Origin of the sequence: Asaia bogorensis (assembly GCF_900465345.1) — a bacterium.
Classification (GTDB): Bacteria; Pseudomonadota; Alphaproteobacteria; order Acetobacterales; family Acetobacteraceae; genus Asaia; species Asaia bogorensis_A.
In genome coordinates, this window is the sequence record NZ_UEGO01000012.1 from 259,589 (window position 1) to 280,687 (window position 21,099).

General features: G+C 59.4%; 16 protein-coding genes. 6 read left to right on the forward strand and 10 right to left on the reverse strand.

Annotated elements, in window-relative coordinates; all coding sequences use genetic code 11:
• Window positions 1–15 precede the first annotated feature (15 nt).
• From ED655_RS06845 to ED655_RS06855, 3 genes are all read right to left on the reverse strand, one after another.
• The gene (locus ED655_RS06845) at window positions 16–2,322 is read right to left on the reverse strand and encodes a TonB-dependent siderophore receptor (protein ID WP_240993541.1); all 2,307 of its coding nucleotides are present in this window, start codon (window positions 2,320–2,322) and stop codon (window positions 16–18) included.
• Window positions 2,323–2,726: 404 nt separating this feature from the next.
• A complete protein-coding gene (lldD, locus tag ED655_RS06850) occupies window positions 2,727–3,875 on the reverse strand; it encodes an FMN-dependent L-lactate dehydrogenase LldD (protein WP_122049502.1) in 1,149 nt (382 codons plus the stop codon).
• Window positions 3,876–3,968: 93 nt separating this feature from the next.
• Window positions 3,969–5,642: an alpha-keto acid decarboxylase family protein gene (locus tag ED655_RS06855; RefSeq protein ID WP_122049592.1), complete on the reverse strand. Its 1,674-nt coding sequence runs from the start codon at window positions 5,640–5,642 to the stop codon at window positions 3,969–3,971.
• A gap of 112 nt (window positions 5,643–5,754) precedes the next feature.
• Between ED655_RS06855 and ED655_RS06860 the strand changes: the two genes are divergently transcribed.
• A complete protein-coding gene (locus ED655_RS06860) occupies window positions 5,755–6,672 on the forward strand; it encodes a LysR family transcriptional regulator (RefSeq protein ID WP_122049593.1) in 918 nt (305 codons plus the stop codon).
• Between the two features lie 82 nt (window positions 6,673–6,754).
• Here the strand turns inward: ED655_RS06860 and ED655_RS06865 are convergent, their stop codons facing one another.
• Together ED655_RS06865 and ilvD are read right to left on the reverse strand one after the other, a co-directional pair.
• On the reverse strand, window positions 6,755–7,555 hold the full coding sequence (locus ED655_RS06865) for a DUF1868 domain-containing protein (RefSeq protein WP_162993419.1): 801 nt from the start codon (window positions 7,553–7,555) through the stop codon (window positions 6,755–6,757).
• 285 nt (window positions 7,556–7,840) lie between these two features.
• A complete protein-coding gene (gene ilvD / locus ED655_RS06870) occupies window positions 7,841–9,691 on the reverse strand; it encodes a dihydroxy-acid dehydratase (RefSeq protein ID WP_122049504.1) in 1,851 nt (616 codons plus the stop codon).
• A gap of 245 nt (window positions 9,692–9,936) precedes the next feature.
• Between ilvD and ED655_RS06875 the strand changes: the two genes are divergently transcribed.
• Together ED655_RS06875 and msrA are read left to right on the forward strand one after the other, a co-directional pair.
• Window positions 9,937–11,820 (forward strand): CocE/NonD family hydrolase, encoded by a 1,884-nt coding sequence (locus ED655_RS06875; RefSeq protein WP_240993553.1) that lies wholly within the window; start codon window positions 9,937–9,939, stop codon window positions 11,818–11,820.
• Between the two features lie 7 nt (window positions 11,821–11,827).
• On the forward strand, window positions 11,828–12,373 hold the full coding sequence (gene msrA / locus ED655_RS06880) for a peptide-methionine (S)-S-oxide reductase MsrA (protein WP_122049505.1): 546 nt from the start codon (window positions 11,828–11,830) through the stop codon (window positions 12,371–12,373).
• A gap of 126 nt (window positions 12,374–12,499) precedes the next feature.
• Here the strand turns inward: msrA and ED655_RS06885 are convergent, their stop codons facing one another.
• Genes ED655_RS06885 through ED655_RS06905 form a run of 5 tightly spaced genes read right to left on the reverse strand, consistent with a single transcriptional unit; the run spans window position 12,500 to window position 18,048 of the window.
• Window positions 12,500–13,837, reverse strand: a complete 1,338-nt coding sequence (locus ED655_RS06885; RefSeq protein WP_408735655.1) for an ABC transporter ATP-binding protein — start codon at window positions 13,835–13,837, stop codon at window positions 12,500–12,502.
• The gene (locus ED655_RS06890; protein ID WP_122049506.1) at window positions 13,834–15,549 is read right to left on the reverse strand and encodes an ABC transporter permease subunit; all 1,716 of its coding nucleotides are present in this window, start codon (window positions 15,547–15,549) and stop codon (window positions 13,834–13,836) included. Before ED655_RS06890 ends, ED655_RS06885 begins: the two co-directional genes overlap by 4 nt.
• Before the next feature lie 36 nt (window positions 15,550–15,585).
• A complete protein-coding gene (dut, locus tag ED655_RS06895; protein WP_122049507.1) occupies window positions 15,586–16,047 on the reverse strand; it encodes a dUTP diphosphatase in 462 nt (153 codons plus the stop codon).
• A 6-nt stretch (window positions 16,048–16,053) separates the two neighbouring features.
• Complete coding sequence (coaBC, locus tag ED655_RS06900; RefSeq protein ID WP_122049508.1) at window positions 16,054–17,256, reverse strand: bifunctional phosphopantothenoylcysteine decarboxylase/phosphopantothenate--cysteine ligase CoaBC; 1,203 nt, start codon at window positions 17,254–17,256, stop codon at window positions 16,054–16,056.
• Window positions 17,257–17,262: 6 nt separating this feature from the next.
• Window positions 17,263–18,048, reverse strand: a complete 786-nt coding sequence (locus ED655_RS06905) for a class I SAM-dependent methyltransferase (protein WP_122049509.1) — start codon at window positions 18,046–18,048, stop codon at window positions 17,263–17,265.
• Window positions 18,049–18,078: 30 nt separating this feature from the next.
• Between ED655_RS06905 and mutM the strand changes: the two genes are divergently transcribed.
• The 3 genes from mutM (at window position 18,079) to dnaA (ending at window position 21,048) form a co-directional block, all read left to right on the forward strand.
• Window positions 18,079–18,948 (forward strand): bifunctional DNA-formamidopyrimidine glycosylase/DNA-(apurinic or apyrimidinic site) lyase, encoded by an 870-nt coding sequence (gene mutM, locus ED655_RS06910; protein WP_122049596.1) that lies wholly within the window; start codon window positions 18,079–18,081, stop codon window positions 18,946–18,948.
• A gap of 135 nt (window positions 18,949–19,083) precedes the next feature.
• Entirely contained in the window at window positions 19,084–19,353 is a 270-nt protein-coding gene (gene rpsT / locus ED655_RS06915; protein WP_023977402.1) for a 30S ribosomal protein S20, read from the forward strand.
• 249 nt (window positions 19,354–19,602) lie between these two features.
• Window positions 19,603–21,048 (forward strand): chromosomal replication initiator protein DnaA, encoded by a 1,446-nt coding sequence (gene dnaA / locus ED655_RS06920; protein ID WP_122049510.1) that lies wholly within the window; start codon window positions 19,603–19,605, stop codon window positions 21,046–21,048.
• Window positions 21,049–21,099 lie beyond the last annotated feature (51 nt).

A 21,099-nucleotide genomic window follows, 5' to 3' on the forward strand; every position in this document is an offset into this window, starting at 1 on the left:
GTGAAGGGGATTTCGTCAGTAATGGCCCCTTAGCGTAAAGCTGAAGGTTCTGGGCTGGCCATAGATCATACCATCGTAAAACCCTGCCTGACGGACATAGGTCTTGTCGGTCAGATTGGTGATGTTTCCAGTCAGGTCCAGCCATCTCAGCAGGCGATAACGTGCCATGAGATTGACCAGCGTATAACCGTTTACCGTCAGATTGGAGGCATCGTATTTCCCATGCCCCAATGGCCGCCCCGGATTGGTTGCCCATTGTGTGCTCGTCTGGCTTGAAATCCCTCCACCGATGGTCAGGTGTTTCAGGCGGCCGTGGAAGGTATAGCTCGTGGTCAGACGAACGAGATGTTGCGGGTCCTGACGGTAGCTCAACCCTTTTTCGTTGAGGTAGCTGTAGCCAAACAACACATTCCAGCCCGGAAGTATCTCCCCCGAGGCATCGAAATCCACCCCCTCGGTCTTTACCCCATTGACTGACTCGTAAACGGATTCACCCGTTTGCAGATTGGTGGCGCCCGTCGCCTGGGCAAGATTGTTCTGACGGTTGAGATAGAAGGCGAGGGTGGTGTTCAATCGCCCACCATAAAAGGCGCCCTTTATGCCTGTCTCATAGCTTTTGCCCATGACCGGCGACAGGGGTTGGTTGTCTGCATCGCGCAGCTGGGATTGCGGCGTATAGACATTGGTGTAACTGCCATACAGGGACAGGTTCCGTGTAAAATCCCAGACAGCGCCGGCATAAGGTGTAAGAACGGCATTCTGTCGCCCCGTGCCGGTCTGGCCTGAGTAGACATTGGCCATTGTATAGGTGCCGCTATAGGCCTCATAAGTACTGACGCGGCCGCCCAGAACCAGTGACAGTCCCTTGGCGAGAACAAAACGCCCGGAAGTATAGGCACCATAATTGCGCGTGACATCGACTTCCCGTGCATGGGTGCGATGGGTCTGGAAATCGGGGTAGTCGCCGTTCCAGCTACGCCAATTGGCAATGGGCAATCCGGTTGCGCGATACTGACAGGCATTATAGGGAACGACCCCGGCAATCGAACAATTGCCAAGCGCATTGCTGAAGCTCCAGGTCGTCAGCGTATCATTATAGCCATTGAAGCCAAAGACGAGCTGATGGGTATGACCGAAAGCGCGGAAAGGCCCGCCGATATGCACGTCGGCATTATCGCGTGAATCGGCATATTCGGCATGAAGCGCGTTGAGATAGCCCCCGGTCCCGTCCTCGTTCCAGAATCCGGCATAGCCGCCTGTTTTCCTGGAAGCGTTGTTGATCTTGGCAACACCAAGATTGTTGTAAGACCCTCCCTCGGTACGCATGTAGCCGATCTTGAGGTGCCATTCCCCGCCAAAACTGTGGTCGTAATTGGCGAAGGCCGTGTACTGGTCGCGCAATGCGGTGCTCCAGTTGGCGACCGGGTTGGTGCTGCGCGGCAAATTGGCCGTCTTGCCATCGGCGAACCATATCGGGACATTCGATCCCCATGAGGCACCGTCATTGCGTGTGCGCTCATACTGGAAGCCGTAATTCAGTGTATCCCGCGGCGAGAGATCGACGGCATAGTTGGCCAACGCGCCCAACCTATTGACATGCTCGCGTACGCGGAATGTATCGGTGTCGTCCCATGAAAAGACATATCGGCTGCGTATGGTGCCCGAGTGGTTCATAGGCGCATTCACATCGGCCATCACACGGTGTTCGTTCCAGTTTCCCAGCCTGAGCAGGCCATTCACCGTGAATTCCTTCATGGGTGCCTTGCGCTGCAGATAGATGGTAGCCGATGGATCGCCCGTGCCGCCGAGAAGACCGTTGGCACCCCGCACGATCTGCGCATTCTCGTAGAGATCCATGTTCATGGAGGAGCCGACGCCGCCAAAACTCGCTGATGCATCGATTTGCATGCCGTCGATGCGATAATTGGTAATGTCGAACCCGCGCGCCCGATAGGTGGTACGGCCCGCATTATCGTTGGAATAGGATGAAATGCCGGGTGCCGTACCAAGCACATCGTCAAGCGTGTTGATCTGCTGGTCGTCCATCAGCTGACGGGAGATGACGGTCACGGTTTGCGGTGTCTCGCGCAAACTCAGAGGGAGGCCTGTCGATGTGCGCGTCTCACCAATCGTATAGCTGCCTTTTTCCCAGGCACGGGCATGGACGTTGATCTGTTCGCTTCCGGCATGATCGCCCGGTCTGAGGCGGGCGTGATCCTGTCGTGTGGCAGGATCATTGCCGGAGAGGGCCGTCGTGGCATGAGAGGGATGTGTTGATGAACTGGTTGCGCGCGCCGTTTGCCCATCATGAGTATGCTTCACCCGACCGCGTTTGGCGGATGAGTGTGATTTTGTTGAAGGCTGGCTGGACTGGGGCTGATTGGCGAAGCCAGGTACTGGGGCTGCATGCACCAGATGGTCGTGTCCAAAGCACAGAAGGCACCCGCTCAACGCAGCGCCGCTGTGGAGGAGGCGTCGCTTGGATAGCATGCGTCGCACGGTTATGATGCTCCATTCCGATTATGATAATCATTCGCAATAGGCTCATATCGAGACAGAATAGAAATGGAAAGTCACATGCGTGACGTTTTCTGAAACACTCTCTCCCTCCCGGCCAGGACGTGTTGTTTACCGGGTTTGCATCATGGTCGGGATTTGTCTTGTGGAAGACGGCTGTCAGAACCTCCGATTATCTGGCAGCCGCTGCCCGGAAGTAGGGATCTGCGCTATGCCCTGCGCACCAGTTCATCCAGCTTGTCGCGAGTGATTTCCGCCACGGAACCCGCTCCGATGAGAGTCATCGTTACTTTCAGATCGGCTGCGATGAGGCTCATCAGACGCCGCACACCGCGTTCGCCATCGGCTGCCAGCGCATAGATGTAGGCACGCCCCAGCATGACGCCCTTTGCCCCGAGTGCAATCATGCGCGCAACGTCGAGGCCCGAGCGTATACCCGAATCCGCCAGAACCGTCAGCCGGTCTCCGACAGCCTCTGCGACGGCCGGGAGGGCCCAGGCGGTCGGAGCGGCTCCATCCAGCTGTCTGCCGCCATGATTTGATACGATCACCCCGTCCGCCCCCATACGGAGCGCGTCGCGTGCATCCTCTGGGTCAAGAATACCCTTGATGATCAAGGAACCCTTCCAGCTCTCGCGTATCCATTCCAGATCCTGCCACCGGATGGACGGATCGAAATTTGTACCGATAAAGCCCATGTAATCCGACATGGTCATGCGATGTCCGGTATAGGCCTCGATATTACCGAATGAGAGGGGACGACCGCCAAGCCCGACCTCGAATGCCCAGCGGGGATGTGCAACGGCCTGGGCATATTGACGCAGCGAGGCAAGCGGACCTGACATACCTGAGTGACGGTCGCGATACCGTGACCCGGGCACAGGCATGTCAACGGTGAAAACCAGCGTCTTCATCCCCGCCTGCCACGCGCGTTCCAGTGAATTCTTCATATAACCACGGTCTTTCAGGACGTAGAGCTGCGACCAGAGATCCCCCCCTGCATCGCGGGCTACTTCCTCGATGGAGCAGACAGAGACTGTGGAAAGCGTATAGGGAACACCTGCTCGTCTGGCCGCCCTGGCCGCCTGTACCTCACCGCGCCTGGCATACATTCCGGTCGCTCCGACCGGACCAAGAGCGAAGGGGAGTGACCATGTATGTCCGAGAATATCCGTTGAAAAATCCGGTGTGCCGACGCCCGAGAGCACCCTTTGGCGAAACCTGATCTGCTGAAGGGCGCGATGGTTCGCATGCATGGTGCTCTCGGTAACAGCACCGCCGTCTATATAGTCGAAAAGAAACCGGGGGAGAGCGCGTTTCGCGGCTTTCCGGTAATCAGTCGGGGCAGATATGATCATGTCTTGCTATCCAGTCTTTCCGGTTGCGTGACCGGGCATCGGCTTCACCATCTGTCTGGTTCGGTCGATCTCATAATAATGGCGTCCGCGATATCATGCTGTGCGAGGCGCCGTGGAATTGGTTGCTGCGACAATCCTGCCCCATCGCCGCAAGGTCTCGGTGCAGTCTTCGCGGTCAAGTGCGCACTCGATCAATGTTGGGCCATCAGTATTCGCGAGGGCTTTTCCTATGGCATCTTCCAGCTCAGCGCCGGTTCCAGCGTGTAAACCCAGGCCGTGCCCAGACTCAGCGTTGAATACGTCCATAAGTCCGGCATAGTTCCAGTTTTTTATGTAATTATACGGGCCGTCATGGATGGCTATTTCTATCGTATACCCTTTATTGTTGGCAAGAAATATGATTACCGGAAGATTGTGTCGTATCATCTGGGAAACTTCTTGCGCGGTAAGCTGGAACGACCCGTCGCCGACCAGGATGACATGACGCCGCTCCGGTGACCCGATTGCGTTCCCAAATGCACTGGGTACCGACCAGCCGATATGTCCCCATTGCATTTCGAGCTCGATGCGCGCGCCATCGGGCAGGCCCAGTCGCAACGCATTGAACCACGAGTCACCCGTCTCGGCAGTAAGTGTTGTTTCGGGCGTAACCAGTTTCTGTATCTGCCGCATCATCTCGTCATTGGTCAGTGCAAGCGCAGGATCTGCTGGGGCAGGGGAGAAGCGATGTACTGCCAGCTTCGGGACAGGTGGCGTTGCGCGGGGTAGTGTTCTTGCGAGACCATCCAGAAAAGCGCCCAGCGTGACGCCACTGAACGACATGCCATCGACAGTCACCTGATCGGGGTCAGCGATGAGTACTCGGGGGCCTTCTGGCAAGGCATGCCATCCCACTGTGCTGTAATCATTGAAGACAGGACCAAGACATAGCAGTGCGTCGGCGTTCTCCACCAGGTCCTGCACGCCAGGGTCACTCACTTCTCCCCAGTACAGACCTCTGAATGATGGGTGCGTTTCGGGGAAGAAGCTCTTTGCCGCCGCCATGATGGTGACTGGCCAGCCTGTATGGCTTGCCAGATCAGCCGCTTTCTGGCCGGCTTGGGCAGCACGAATGCGGCTGCCCACAAGGATGACAATGTCTTTCTTGCCCTTGAGCCACGACACGGTCCTCTCAAGGGCCGCGTCGAGACTGGACTGGTCGCATGCGGGAGTCAGCAAAGCCGCGATGGGACCCGGTCTGGAGCAGGGCGCATTCGCCACGTTGCAGGCTATATCGAGATAGGCAGGCTTTTGTTCGCGCAGGGCAGACCGGATGACATGGTCTATCTTCGCTGGCGCACTGGCGGCCTCATTGATGCTCTCTGCCGCGCAGGTAACCTCGCGCGCCATGTTGAACTGGAAATCGTAATCGGTCTTGCCAAGCGTGTGATGAAGGATACGACCTGTTCCACGATCATTCGCGTTCGGGCCGCCTGAGATGAGTATGACAGGCAGGTTTTCAGCATAGGCGCCAGCGAGGGCATTCAGTGCTGAAAGGGCCCCAACTCCAAACGTCACCACGGCGGCGCCTGCACCACGGGCACGTGCATAGCCCTCTGCGGCAAACCCGCAGTTGAGTTCGTTGCAGCAATAGATCTGCTCAGTATCTTCCCGCGTGAGAAGCTGGTCCAGCAGCACGAGATTGTAATCACCCGCAACCGCAAAATGCTGCCTGATCCCAATCTGTGAAAGACGCTCGGCAAGATACTGGCCTACCGTGAATGTCATCGTCATCAGCTCCTGTCATGATACGGGAAGTCCCTGAAGCGGATCCTATGACTGACTTTGAAAGACATCCAATATATGTTCAGGGCAGTTTCCATATCTGAAAGATATGATCATGGATTTGCGTCATTTACGTTATCTGGTGACGATCGCGGAGTGTGGAACCTTTACCCGCGCTTCGGAACGCCTGAACATCGCCCAGCCTCCACTCAGCCAGCAGATACGCCGTCTTGAAGAGGAACTGGGTGTGCGTCTGTTCGATCGTTCCCGTCAGGGCGCTGTGCTCACATCCGCAGGATCGCTTCTGGTCGATCGCGCAAGGACCATTCTGGCGCTTTCGGCGGAATTCAAGTCATTTGCCAGCGGGCTGGCCGATGGTTTCGAAGGGAGCCTGCGCATCGGCATGGCGGGGGGCGTTACCCTGCTTCCACTCATCCCGGCGGCGATACAGGCTTTCCGTCAGGCACGCCCGGATATCATGGTCACGCTTGAGGAAAGCAACACCCCCGCACTTTGCGCCGCTCTGCGCAGCGGTCAGGTGGACGTGGCGATTGTGCGGCCGCCGGCACCAGACCCGCATATCGTCGTCAGGCCTCTCCTGGACGAACCGACCGTTGTCGCCCTGCCGGTATCTCATCGTCTGTCAGGCGCGGCGGGTATCCATCTGCGTGATATCGCCAATGATCCTCTGATCCTCTTCGAGCGTCATCTGGGGCCAGGCTTTTACGACACCATCATTTCAGCCTGTCTTGAGGCGGGGTTCTCGCCCCGTCTGGGCCAGTCTGCCCCGCAGGTTGTTGCAACGATCCCGATGGTCGCGGCAGGCATGGGGGTGACAATTATCCCGGCTTACCTCAGTCAGATCCATACCGATGGTGTCAGCTTCCATCCAATCGACGGAGCCGTACCGCGTGCAACCATAGCCATGGCCGTTGCCGAGACACAGCCGACGCAAGCGGTTCAGATTTTCGAGACAATACTGCGCCAGTCTTGCGAGGCCTTCACGGCGCAGCATGCCGCTGCGCCTCCATAGCGTCAGGGTGATTGAGCGGACACCAGGCATGGGATGCAAAGCCTGCATCCCGATACTGCCACTGTTACATGATCCTCATGGCTTATCCGGGGCATTCCCCCTCGCAATTGATGTCATGTCCTTGCGATGAGGTGTGAGGCCGGGGACCATGACTGCGCAAAGGTAATAGGGGCTTGAAAGCGAACATTGTCTCGAAGCTGCAGAAAACGGGACCAGGGATTGTGAAACTCCCCAATCTGTCGGCAGCATTCCGACGCCATTGATGCACCGCCTTGCGAAGACCCCACTTCACGCCAAACGGGATGCTGCGGAACCGGTAGGCATATGTCGCATGGAACATGTAATGCGTGAGGTCGTCGGGCTGAAACTGCAGGACCTCGGCGATTTGACGACGCAGATCATAAAGTCCGCTTGCGATGGCGGCGTTTGCCGGTCTGAGCGGCGTACCGGTGATCGGCGCATGGTAGCGGTCCGGATCGATCTGCATCTCTATGGGATCGGGAATATCGAAGACTGCCCTCGAAAGCCTCTCCGTGAGTCGTTCATTAACCGTTTCGGGCGGCATCTCCGCCGTGATGCCGATAGGAAGTCTGTTCTTCTGACGTTGCTCCGGATCGACACCACCCAGAATTGTCATGTGATAGCTTGATGGTGGTGTTGTGGTCATATAGGTCGAATAATCGCTCGCAATCATGCGATTCATCGCGAGCATGGCCTGCGCCAGCGGATGCTCGACCGGAAACGGACAGATTATCGTATTCCCTGGCCACACGCTGACTTTTCCGGTCTCGTCGAACTTGCCGAGGCGCTCACCCCCGCGCGTGGCCGATCCCGGGGAACATGGCTGATCGTCTTCCGGCTGGGATGCCTCGGCGGCTTCCATCGTCAGAAGACCGCAAAGGCTGGCGGCACCACCGGCGAGGATTGTTCGGCGGCCTGGGGAGGATCCGGGCCGCGCCGGCTGTCTCAGGGGCATCGTCTTCTCTCGGAGTCATGTCAATCAGAATGTACGGGCAGGGTATCGGTACAAAATGCCTCTTCTCACGATGACATGTATCCGGGCATGAATTCTCCATGACATAACGCACGGTTTCAAGAGGCAAGCCATGAGAGAGGCATCCAGACGGACAGATGTCGCATGCGGGAGGGGCTCCCCTCCCGCCATCGGTCAGGATCGACGTGAAATCTGACCAATGTCGCGCACGGCACCATTGGCGGCGCTTGTGGTCAGCAAACCATAGGCGCGCAGGGCGGGTGACACTTCGCGCACACGGTCCGGGAGCCAGGCTTCAGCGCCGCGAGCCTCCATTGCCTCACGACGCGAGGCCAGGACAGCGTCCTCCACGAGTGCGCGCAGCACTCGGTTAGGGATATCAATCTCGATCTGATCGCCGTCTTCAAGCAGACCGATAAGGCCGCCCTCGGCCGCTTCCGGCGAGATATGACCGATCGAGAGGCCCGAACTGCCTCCCGAGAACCGGCCATCTGTGATCAGCGCACAGGTCTCGGCAAGGCCTTTCGATTTCAGATAGCTGGTCGGGTACAGCATTTCCTGCATACCGGGGCCGCCTTTGGGGCCCTCGTAACGGATTACCACCACGTCACCGTCCACAATCTGATTGCCGAGAATACCCGCAACGGCATCCTCCTGACTCTCGAACACCCGAGCGCGGCCCGTGAATGTGAGAAGGCTGTCCACCACTCCCGCCGTCTTCACGATGGCGCCCGCCTCGGCAAGATTGCCATACAGCACCGCAAGTCCGCCATCCTGTGAGAAAGCATGAGCGCGGTTACGAAGCACACCGTGTTCGCGATCGGTATCGAGTTCGTAATAACGGCTGGACTGCGAGAAGGCTTCCGTGGTGCGCACACCCCCTGGCGCAGCGAGGAAGCGGGTTTTGGCCTGTTCGTCACCCGCGAGGATATCCCATTTCGCGAGCGCGTCTTTCATGCTCGGAGCGTGCACCGTATGGGCGCTCGTCTCTATCAGCCCACAGCGATCAAGCTCAGCCAGAATGGCCGGGATGCCACCTGCACGATGGACGTCTTCCATATGCACGTCGTTCTTCGCAGGCGCGACCTTGCACAGATTGGGCACCTTGCGCGACAGACGGTCGATATCGGCCATGTGGAAATCCACGCCAGCTTCTCGCGCGGCAGCCAGAAGATGCAGAACCGTATTGGTCGAGCCGCCCATGGCGATATCGAGTGTCATGGCGTTCTCGAAAGCTGCCTTGGTAGCAATGCTGCGCGGCAGGGCGGTTGCGTCATCCTGCTCGTACCAGCGACGGGCAAGCGAAACGACCAGACGCCCGGCCTCAAGGAAGAGCTCACGCCGATCAGCATGGGTGGCCAGCAGGCTGCCATTGCCCGGCAGGGAAAGACCGAGTGCCTCGGTCAGGCAGTTCATGGAATTGGCGGTGAACATGCCTGAGCACGACCCGCAGGTCGGGCAAGCAGAGCGCTCGATGGCTTCCGATTCCGCATCCGATACTTTCGGGTTGGCGGCGGCAACCATGGAATCCACGAGATCGAGCTTGCGGTTGATACCAGGGCCATCCAGCTTGCCGGCCTCCATAGGCCCGCCCGAGACGAACACCACAGGGATGTTCAGACGCAGCGAGGCCATGAGCATGCCCGGCGTGATCTTGTCGCAGTTGCTGATGCACACCAGCGCATCGGCGCAATGGGCATTGACCATGTATTCGATTGAATCGGCGATCAGTTCGCGCGAGGGCAGGCTGTACAACATGCCCCCATGGCCCATGGCGATGCCGTCATCCACTGCGATGGTGTTGAACTCGCGCGCAATGCCACCGGCTTCAGCAATCGCCCCACCGACCAGCGACCCCATATCCTTGAGATGCACATGACCGGGCACGAACTGCGTAAAGGAGTTGGCGACCGCGATGATGGGCTTACCGAAATCCTTGTCCGTCATGCCCGTCGCACGCCAGAGCGCGCGGGCACCGGCCATGTTGCGGCCGTGGGTGGTGGTGCGGGAACGATAGGCAGGCATGAGACTGATCCGGGAAAGCTGGAGTGAGGGGGCGTGTTGCGCATGAAATGCAATAGCAACGAGCCCGCACGAGTATTTTTATTACCCTGTGCGAAATAACGTGGCCAATCGCTTGCCGCAAGGGGAAGTCTGTTCAATCATCGCGCCGCTTGTCATTGAACCAGAGGAAAAACCGCGTGCGCGTTGGCCATTTGACCCGATCCCTGCTTCTTGTGACCTCCTGCCTGCTAGGGGCCTCGCAAGCCCTGGCCCAGGGAGGAAACGGTCTTCCTGTCACGCCTGATATGGTGCAGCGCGGCTCGGATATTCCTGCCCATGTCCAGATGCCAGAGACGGCGCGCGACTATATCAAGCAGGATGTCATGATCCCGATGCGTGACGGTGTGAAGCTGCACACGGTTATCGTCATTCCGAAAGCAGCCAGGGACCATGAAGCTCCGATCCTGCTGACGCGCACGCCCTATCATGCTTCCGAGCGCGCTGATCGTGTCTCGGGCGCTGCCGAGATGCGCAACGTGCTGCCACAGGGTGACGGCGTCTTTGTCGATGGCGGCTATATTCGCGTCTTTCAGGACGTGCGTGGCAAATATGGGTCGGAGGGCGACTATGTCATGACGCGCCCGCCCATCGGCCCGCTCAACCCCAGCAAGACCGACGACACCACCGATGCATGGGACACGATCGACTGGCTGATCAAGAACGTGAAGCAGAGCAATGGCCGTGTGGGTATGACCGGATCATCCTATGAAGGATGGACCGTGGTGATGGCGCTCCTCAACCCCCATCCGGCGCTTAAGGTTGCGGCTCCGGAAAGCCCTATGGTCGATGGCTGGATGGGTGATGACTGGTTCCATTACGGCGCCTTTCGTCAGGGTAGCTTCGACTACTTCACCATGCAGATGACGAAGAAGGGCGAGGGCGACGGTATTCCCCGCCAGAACGTCGATGACTACACGAACTTCCTCGAAGCCGGATCGGCCGGCGCCTTTGCCACCAAGGCGGGGCTCGACCAGTTTCCGTGGTGGCAGCGTACCAAGGCTCATCCGGCTTATGACGCCTTCTGGCAGGACCAGGCGCTCGACAAGCTTCTGGCAAAGCACCCTCTCACCGTACCGACCATCTGGGAGCAGGGGCTTTGGGACCAGGAGGACATGTGGGGTGCCATCCATAGCTGGATGATGCTGCGCAAGGACCATCCCAAGGTGCCGAATATCCTCGTCATGGGGCCGTGGCGTCATAGCGGCGTAAATTACGATGGCTCAACGCTCGGCCCGCTGCATTTCAACGGCGATACGGCGCTCTGGTATCGCAGCCATGTGATGCGTCCGTTCTTTGACCAGTATCTCAAGCCCGGCAGTGCCAAGGTCAATTTCGACGACGCCATCATCTATAATACGGGCGATAACCGCTGGGATCACCTGCGTGGCTGGCTGGGAAATTGCGGTGAGAGCTGCGCAGGTACGGGTGAGCGCCTCTATCTGGGCGAGGCAAACGGGTTGAGCTTCGAGCGTGCCAAGCCCGGTACCGACAGCTATGTGTCCGATCCATCCCACCCGGTGCCATTCATGACGCGGCCGTACAGCTTTGCCGATGGCGCGCGCTGGAAGCCCTGGCTGGTCAGCGATCAGCGTTTTGCGGAATCCCGCCCCGATGTGCTGACCTATCAGACACCGGTTCTGGATCATCCGGTGCGTGTATCAGGCGTGCCGACGGCGGATCTGTTCGCTGCAACAACAGGGACGGATGCCGACTGGGTGGTGAAGGTGATCGATGTCTATCCCGGCGTCACGGCGGATCGTCCCGAAATGGGCGGCTACGAGCTGGCGGTCTCCATGGATATCTTCCGTGGTCGCTACCGTCATGATTTCGCACATCCCGAGGCGATCCCTGCGAACAAGGTTGAGGAATACAAGTTCACCTTGCCTGCGGTGAACCATGTCTTCCTGCCGGGCCATCGCATCATGGTGCAGATCCAGTCGAGCTGGTTCCCCCTTTACGATCGCAACCCTCAAACCTATGTCTCGAACATCTTCGATGCCAAGGCGGCAGACTACAAGACTGCAACGCAGACCATCTCTCACGGTGGGGCTCAGGCCAGCAGCATCTATCTTCCAGTTGTAAACCAGTGAGGCGCGCATGAGCGAGGCAGTTGTGGAAAAAGCCCTGATCGGGGGCGGGTGCTTCTGGTGCACCGAAGCGATCTTCACCGGGTTGCGCGGGGTCAAGTCCGCTCAGCCCGGCTATGCTGGCGGCCGACGCGAGAACCCGAGTTACGAGCAGGTGTGCTCGGGCGCGACAGGCCATGCGGAAGTGGTGGAAGTCGTGTTTGACCCGCAGGAAATCAGCTATGGCGACATCCTGCGCGTGTTTTATACCACCCACGATCCAACCCAGCTCAACCGTCAGGGCAATGACATCGGGACGCAGTATCGCTCGGTCATTTTTGCGCTGGATGAAGCACAGGACGCCATTGCCCGCGACGTTACGCAGGAAATCGAGGCTTCAGGAATCTGGCCGGATTCGATCGTGACCGAAATTGCCGGCCCAGCCGTGTTCTGGGAAGCCGAGGAAAAGCATCACGACTACTTCGCGCGCAATCCCGAGACAGCTTATTGCAGTGCTGTGGTTGCCCCGAAGGTTGCAAAAGCCCGGAAGATGTATCGCGATCGCCTGAAGGCCTGATCAGGGTCATCTGACTCAACCGGCTCGCGTATTATGGCGAGCCGGGCTGGCGCCTCGTACTGCGGGCCTCAAGCGGTAAATCATCACGGCGCCGGGTGTCGCCGGAACCAACCTGATGGTGGTCGTTCAGTACCCGGTGGCCTCCCGATCGAGCATGAACTGATCGGCTTCCTCGTCAAAATCAAACAACTCGGTGTAGCGTGCCCAGTTGGTCGCCGTCATGAGCGTTTGCTCGGCGTAGCCCGGCGACATGGTGGTTTCCAGCTCTTCCCGGAAGCGATCCGCCCCGGTGCGATGCCCGGAGCGTTCATCGAGCACGGCGCGTATCGAACGGATGAGCGGGATATGATGAAGCAGCGCCGTGCGCATGATTTCCCGACGCTCATCCTGATCGGCCAAGACAAAACGGGCGCCCGCTTCGGTGATGAGAATGTCACCATCCTCGAGCTCGGCCAGTTCGAGAAGCTGCAGGGACTCACCGAGCGGAAACAGATCATCGAGCGCCATCTGAAGGCGCTCGGCAAGGTGGGGCAGATCGGCTCGTCCGTTGAGCGGGGCGGCTGCCAGCGATTCGAGCAGGCCGACAAGGACATTGATGGGGATGGGCGGAAGGACCAGTGCCATGGGATGGGGGGGGGGCGCAGCGGTGCCACTTTCAAGACTGGCTTCCGAGATGAGGGGCGCCCTGCGTGTCATGAGGGTATAGATATGATCGACGAAGTGCCGGAATGCGGCGTCGTCACGGTTGCGCGGATGGGGAAACGGTACCGTCAGCTCATGCGAGACTCGCCCCGGGTTGGATGAAAAAAGCAGGATGCGGTCACACATCAACACGGCTTCTTCCACGTTATGGGTCACGAGCATCATGGCGCGTGTCGGCAGTCTTTTCTCCGACCAGAGCTCGATCAGGTCCGTCCGTAAGTTTTCTGCGGTGAGCATGTCGAGCGAAGCAAAAGGCTCATCCATCAGCAGCAGGTCTGGCTGCATGACCAGAGCCCTGGCCAGCCCCACGCGCTGCTGCATAGCCCCGGAAAGCTCCTTGGGCAACGCGTTCTCATAGCCATTGAGGCCGATGAGATCGATCATGTCATCGCAGCGCTGTTCACATTCAAGACGCGGCAGACGCTTGGCTTCGAGCCCAAGCGCGATATTCTGCTGAACCGTGAGCCAGGGAAACAGCGCAAAGGACTGAAAGACCATGGCGATGTCGGGTGTCGGCCCGGTCAGCTTCTGGTTTTTCCAGAGAATTTCTCCAGCGCTGGGCGGGATCAGTCCTGAGGCAATACGCAAAAGCGTGGATTTTCCCGAGCCTGAACGCCCGACGAGCCCGACGATTTCACCCGCATGGAGGTCAAAGCTGACATCCTCAAGCACGGGAAGGTCTGTGCTGCTATCCTTCTGATAAACCTGCAGGCAATTGCGGATCGAGAGCAGGCTTTCCTGCATGACGGGCTCCATGCTCATTTGACGGGCGGGCTCAGGGATGACGGGATACGGCGGCGGATCTGCAGGCGGATGGGATGCCAGACCATGAATTCGCCAAGCGCAATGCACAGGGTGATGACAGCCGCCCCGAGCACGACGCGTGGCAGATCCCCATTCTCGATGGCTCTGGCCACATAAGCCCCAATGCCGCCGCCATCTTCGCCGTGCAACGCCCATGACGAACGTTCGGCAAGGATCAGAATGGTCCAACCCGTCATCGAGGCTGCGCTGACGGCCTCAAGCAGGATGGGGGCGATGCCGGGCAGAATGATCTTGCGCCACCATAGCCAGCCGCGAATCTGCATGTTCTGGGCGGCTTGCAGCAGATCCACCGGAAAGCTTCTCATACCGCGCAGGATCTGGGCCAGCAGGAGCCACTGGATAAAGAAGAAGCACAGAACAAGCGGCCAGACGAAGCGTGATAACCCAAGCAATGTCAGGCCGAGGCACAGCAGCGGGAACAGGATATTTTTTGGATAGAGCGCCAGAAAACGCGTCACCACGCGCGCGATCTCGGCGCGCCGTGCCGTCAGGCCGAGCCAGACACCCAGCGGTAGCCACAGCGCAAGAGCAAGGAGGAGGGCGAGCGTCATACGCAGGGCCGAGACAAGGCTCTGCTCGGCCACGACAACGAGATCATGCAGCCCAAGCGCATGATGGCGGTAGAAAAAGCCCATCACGATCAGCAGGGCAAAAGCGAGCGAAGAGAGTCCGATCAGCGGTGAGGCCGGATTTGTCGCGCCAGAAGGGCGGAAGCCACGACGGCCGATCGGCATATCGCCCAGCCATGCAAGACAGCGCCGCATATGCTCCCCCGCGATCTTGAGCAGGCGGGTACGGCGCCAGAGTTTGAGCATCCAGGGATCGGCAACATGCTCAAAAACCGGGCGCAGGCGATAACGATCCGCCCAGATCTGCCAGGGAAAGACAAGGCAGCTATCGTAGAGGAAGGCAAGAACACCGATAAGCCCGGCCGCCAGCAGGCACTCCCAGAACGACCCCAGAGCCGCGGCCTGCGCCGCGTGGGTTCCAAGCCCGGGGCGTGTCGGCAATGTGCCGTTTACCGGCAGCATTTCGGCAGCCATCAGAAGCGACCAGGCCAGCGGCATGGTGCGGGCAAGGGCCGTCACACAATCCGGGATGGCATAAGGGGCTTCGAGCCGCCAGAGACGTTGCCAGCTTGTCAGACCAAGCCCCCTGGCCGCTTCATCGAGGGCGCGGGGAATGGTGCTCCAGGCGCCTAGGGCTGCACTGGCAATGGGGGCAGCAAGGCAAAGCGCGGTGATCCCGATAGCGGAAACCTCGAAGCCGAGAAGATGCAGAAAGGGAAGGAGGCAGAGAAGCGGAACCATATGCATACCGCCCAGCGCGGTAAGCACTGCACCGCGCACAGGCGGTGTCTTTGCTGCGGCAAGGGCCAGGCAGGCACCCAGCAGGGCGCCGACTACGGTGGCCGCTATCATCCGCAGCGTCGTATGACCCAGATCGCCCAGTAATACCCCGAGTCCGGCCAGAGAGCGGAAATGGGGCGTTGTCATGCTGTGATGCTGGAAGGCCGCCAGCTGCGCGGGAACCAGGCGCGAGATGAGGGCCAGCGCCGCCACCACGACGAGGATACCGACAAGCGATGCTGTCAGTCCTGCCTTACGATCCGGCCCGCGTGTGCCGCGTCGCGCCTGAAATGGCGACATGCTCTCCTTCCTCGCGTCAGAGGCGTATTGGTGATGTCAGGGTGCGCGCAGGATACCTGTGCTGCCAAAACCCCCGGTGCCACGTGCCGTCTCATCCAACTCGGAAACCTCGACCCATGTCAAACGAATGACGGGAGCGAGAACAGCCTGGGCAATGCGCATGCCACGTGTCACGACGAAATCCTCGCGGCCAGTGTTCAGGATGATCACCCCGATCTCGCCACGATAATCCTCGTCGATCGTACCGGGTGTGTTGGGCAGGGTAATGCCATGTTTGAGCGCAAGACCTGATCGCGGGCGTATCTGCAGCTCATAGCCAGCGGGCAGGCCGATTTTGAGACCTGTCGGCACGAGGGCGCGTTCCCCGGCGCGGATAATCATATCCGATTCGATGGCGGCCAGCAGATCCATGCCCGCAGCCCCGCTGCTGGCATAATGGGGGAGGTCGAGCCCCTCGGCATGAGGAAGCCTGACGAGTTCAACGGGAAGCGGAGACATGAAACCTTACCTTGAGGCAGAGGAAAAATGGTCGGCGATCAGAGCGGCGAGTTTCGCTGCGACATCGCCCTTGCTCATTTCGGGCCAGTAATCGGGCGCAGCATCGGACAGAAACAGGATCCTGTTGCGATCCCCTCCGAAAATGCGGTGATCCGCACCAACATCATTGGCCAGCAGCCAGTCGCAGTTCTTGCGCGCCCGTTTGCTGATGGCATTGTGTTCAAGGTGTTCTGTTTCGGCAGCGAAGCCAATAATAAGTTCCGGGCGTTCCGGTCTGGTCGCCGAGAGTGTCGCCAGTATGTCCGGGTTTTCGACGAGGGCGAGTGTCTGGGGCTGGCCGGGTATTTTCTTGCGCTTTTGCGTGGCGATGTCTTCCATGCGCCAGTCGCCCACCGCAGCCGCGCAGATTGCGACATCGGCTGGCAGGGCCGCTTCGCAGGCCGCCAGCATTTCGCGTGCTGTCTGCACGTCGATGCGCGTCACAGAGGCCGGGCAGGGCAGGTTTGTCGGCCCACTGACGAGCGTGACCCGCGCACCAAGCCGCGCGCAGGCCTCTGCCACGGCGTAGCCCTGCTTGCCCGATGAGTGATTGGCGATGAACCGAACGGGATCAATCGGCTCATGGGTTGGCCCCGCCGTGACGAGCACATGACGGCCGGCGAGCAGCGTAAGAGGAAACAAAGCGGCCTCGATCGCCGCATGAATGGTCTCCGGCGTGCTCAGGCGACCAGGACCAAACTCGCCACAGGCCATCTCGCCGTCATCCGGCCCGACAAAGAGGCAACCATGCTGACCCAAGGTGGCCAGATTGTGCTGCGTCGCCGGATGTTGCCACATGCGGACATTCATCGCCGGAGCGACCAGCACCGGGGTATCGGTGGCAAGCAATAGTGTCGTGGCGAGATCATCTGCCAGACCGTTCGCCATGCGGGCCAGCATATTGGCAGTTGCAGGACAGACGACAATCAGATCGGCGCTGCGGGATAGCGCGATGTGATCCATCTGGCTGTCCTCGGCCAGGGAAAGCAGCTCGGTATGCACCGGTGCCCCCGAGAGAGCCTGCACAGCGAGCGGCGTTACGAAATGCGTGGCCGATTGCGTCAATACGCATTCGACCGCGATGTCGCTCCGGCGCAGCAGCCGGATCAGTTCCAGTGATTTATAGGCAGCAATACCACCGCCAATGATCAGGATGACCCGGGCGCGCATGGAAAATTAGAGCTTCCAGCCGGAATGGATGGCTGCGATACCGCCAGAGAGATTCTGGTAGCTGACCTTTTCAAGGCCCGCATTGCGCATCATCTCGGCAAGCACCTCCTGCTCGGGGAAGGTGCGGATGCTTTCCGCCAGATACTGATAGCTCTCGGAGTCCTTGGCGATGATCTGGCCCATCTTGGGCAGAACGCCAAACGACCAGGCATCATAGATTGGGGCCAGAGCCGCCACCTGCACATGGGAAAATTCGAGGCAGCAGAACTTGCCACCCGGACGCAGGACGCGGCGGGCCTCGCGCAGGACAGCATCCTTGTCGGTGCAGTTTCGCAGCCCGAAAGCAATGGAAACGCGATCGACGCTGCGATCGGGCAGGGGAATGGCCTCGGCATCGACAACCGAGAACTCGATATCTGTCAGATATCCCTTGCTGGCAGCGCGTGACCGGCCGACCTCGAGCATCGAGGCGTTGATGTCTGTCAGCAGGACAGGGCCGCCATTGCTGCGCAGCCAGCCAAAGCTGATATCGCCGGTGCCTCCGGCCAGATCGAGCAGCTTCAGGTCGCGGCGCGGTGCGAGCGTGTTGATGAAAATGCGCTTCCACACGCGGTGGATACCAAGCGACATCACATCGTTCATGACGTCATAGCGACCCGCCACGCTGTCGAACACGGCGCGCACCAGAGGTTTCTTTTCAGCCCGCGGGACAGAGCGGTAGCCGAAATCGGTGGTTTCGTCCCTGTCGGCGTGCGCTGATTCGGGAGGGGGAAATGATGCGTTGTCGGTCATGTCTCTCTGGATATAGTGTCGGCACCCAAGATGCCAGAGCTACCAGAAGTTGAAACCATCCTGAATGGATTAAGATCGGCGCTTGCCGGTCGCCGTATCATCAGCACCGAGGTGCGTCACGATCTGCGCTGGCCGGTGCCCGATGATCTTTCGATCCGGGCGGATGGCAAGAAGATCCGTGATGCAACGCGCCTGGGCAAATACATGCTGATTGCCCTCATGCGTGGCCCGACCATATTGATACACCTTGGTATGAGCGGGCGGATAAGAATCACGCCCGGATCAGCGAAGGGTAAGCCCTATCAGCCCCTGCGCCATGAGCATGTCACGCTCAGGCTCGATAATGGGACACATATCGGCCTTGTCGACCCACGGCGTTTCGGTTGCTTTTTGCTGGCCGATGCAGGGCGGGAGCGGGAGCATCCCTTACTGCGACAGCTTGGCGCTGATCCGCTTCAATCTGGCTTTGATGCTGCCTATCTCCATGAAAAGCTTCATCGCAAGCGCGCGCCCATCAAGACAGCCTTGCTCGACCAGCATGTCGTCGCCGGGCTCGGCAATATATATGTGTGTGAGATCCTCTTCCGCGCCGGAATTCACCCTGAGCGTCTGGCCTCGTCTCTGGATGAAACGCAGATTGCCCGTATCGCAGAGATCACCCCCGCCGTGCTGCGCGAGGCAATCAGCGCGGGGGGGTCGACGCTGCGTGATTATGTGGATGCCGATGGGAAAAAAGGGGCGTTTCAGGATCTGCATCAGGTTTATGGCCGCGAAGGGGAGCCTTGTCCCGAATGTCCGGGCTTTCCGGCGTGCGGGGGAATCCGTCGTCTGGTGCAGGCAGGACGGTCAAGCTTCTACTGTCCGCGGCGTCAGCTGCCACTTTCTTTAGAGGACGCTTGACTGGAAGCGTGAAACTGGACTAAAGGCGAGCCCTCCGCTGGCTCTGCGTCTCTTTTGGAGATGATTGGCCGGTATGCTTTATTGTCGTTGCAAGACGACCTAACAAGCCGAACAGAACAGGGCTGAAGAGTAGAAATGGCTAACACCGCCTCTGCGCGCAAGCGCATCCGTCAGAACGAGCGTCGCCGTGAGCGTAACGTTTCCCGCATGTCCCGCGTCCGTACCTTCGTCAAGAAGGTCGAGAGCGCCATCCTTTCGGGTGACAAGGCTGCAGCAAACGACGCTCTGCGTGCTGCCCAGCCGGAAATGCAGCGCGCTGTTGGCAAGGGCGTTCTCGCCGCCAACACCGTCAGCCGCAAGCTGTCGCGCCTTTCGGCTCGCATCAAGGCTCTGGCTTCGGCCTGATCAGATAACAGGGTGGTGCCTCTTCTGAGGCACTCCCCGGTCTGAGCCTACAGGAAGAACGGGTGTGGTCACGCGACCATATCCGTTCTTTTTTTTCGCCGGTCGTCCCGCTTTATGACATCCGGTTAAGCTTGCCTGTCGCGCGCTGTTTGCCCTATTCTGTCCGCCCTTTAGCCGGGGATCAGGAAGGTCATGCCTCATTGCACGTGATGGCTCCTGTCGTGTCTTTTGTTACAACTCGGGGGAGTGATGGCAGACGAAGGGTCTCATACGGATCTTCCTGCAGTGACGGAAACGGTTTCCTGCACCAGCGGAACCGATCCTGTCCTTGCCTCCCAATGGGTCAAGGTGCGCGAAAGACTGCGTGTCGAGGTCGGTGACGTCGAGTACCGTACCTGGTTGCAGCAGATTGTGCTCGGCCCGCTGGAAGAGGATGAAATAACTCTCTTTCTGCCAACGCGCTTTCTGCGTGACTGGGTGCGTGGCCAGTATGGCGACCGCCTGCAGGAGTTATGGCGCAACGAGAACCGCGCCGTTCACCACGTCGAGCTGCAGGTCCAGCGCGTTGGCGATGGGCTTGCAACGCCGGTTGCCGTCGAGGCTGCGGCCCCAGTGGTCGAGATCGAGGCCCCTGCGGCTCCGGCTGTCACTGTGCAGGACGCGCGACACGATCTGGCAGCGCCACTCGATCCGCGCTTCACCTTCGACAGCTTCGTTGTGGGCAAGCCCAACGAGTTTGCCTATGCCTGCGCCCGCCGAGTGGCTGAAAAGCCATCCAGCCCCGGTTTCAACCCGCTTTTTCTCTATGGCGGTGTCGGTCTGGGCAAGACGCACCTGATGCACGCCATTGGTTCAGAGCTGACGAGCGGTGGGCGTGTCTCAGTCGCCTATATGTCGGCCGAGAAATTCATGTACCGCTTCATTGCGGCCATTCGCTCGCAATCGACGATGGAATTCAAGGAGCAGCTGCGCTCGGTCGATGTGCTCATGATCGACGATTTGCAGTTCCTGATCGGCAAGGACAATACGCAGGAAGAGTTCTTCCACACGTTCAATGCCCTGGTTGATGCAGGCCGTCAGATTGTGGTCAGTGCCGATAAGTCGCCCTCCGACCTTTCGGGGCTTGAGGATCGCCTGCGTACCCGTCTTGGTTGCGGCATGGTGGCGGATATTCACGCGACGACGTTCGAGCTGCGTATTTCCATTCTGGAAGCAAAAGCGCTTGCCTCCGGAGTTGCCGTCCCTGCCAAGGTGCTCGAATTTCTGGCCCACAAGATCACCTCGAATGTGCGCGAGCTTGAGGGGGCCCTCAATCGCCTGATCGCCCACGCCAATCTTTTTGGCCGCCCTGTCACGCTGGAAAGCACGCAGGACGTGCTTCATGACATCCTCAAGGCGCATGATCGTCGTGTGACCATTGAGGAGATCCAGCGCAAGGTGTCGGAGCACTGGAATATCCGCCTGACCGATATGTCGTCGGCCCGTCGTGCACGCGCCGTGGCGAGACCGCGTCAGGTCGCCATGTTCCTTGCCAAGCAGCTTACCAGCCGCTCCCTGCCGGAAATCGGCCGTAAATTCGGCAACCGTGACCATACCACGGTCATGCATGCTGTCTCGCGCGTGCAGGAACTGATGGAGCGTGATGTTGCCTTTGCAGAAGACGTGGAATTGCTGCGTCGTATGCTCGAGGGCTGATCTTTGCCGCGGCAAGCGGCTCTGCTAGACTGTTTTTTTGTTTTTCGGGTG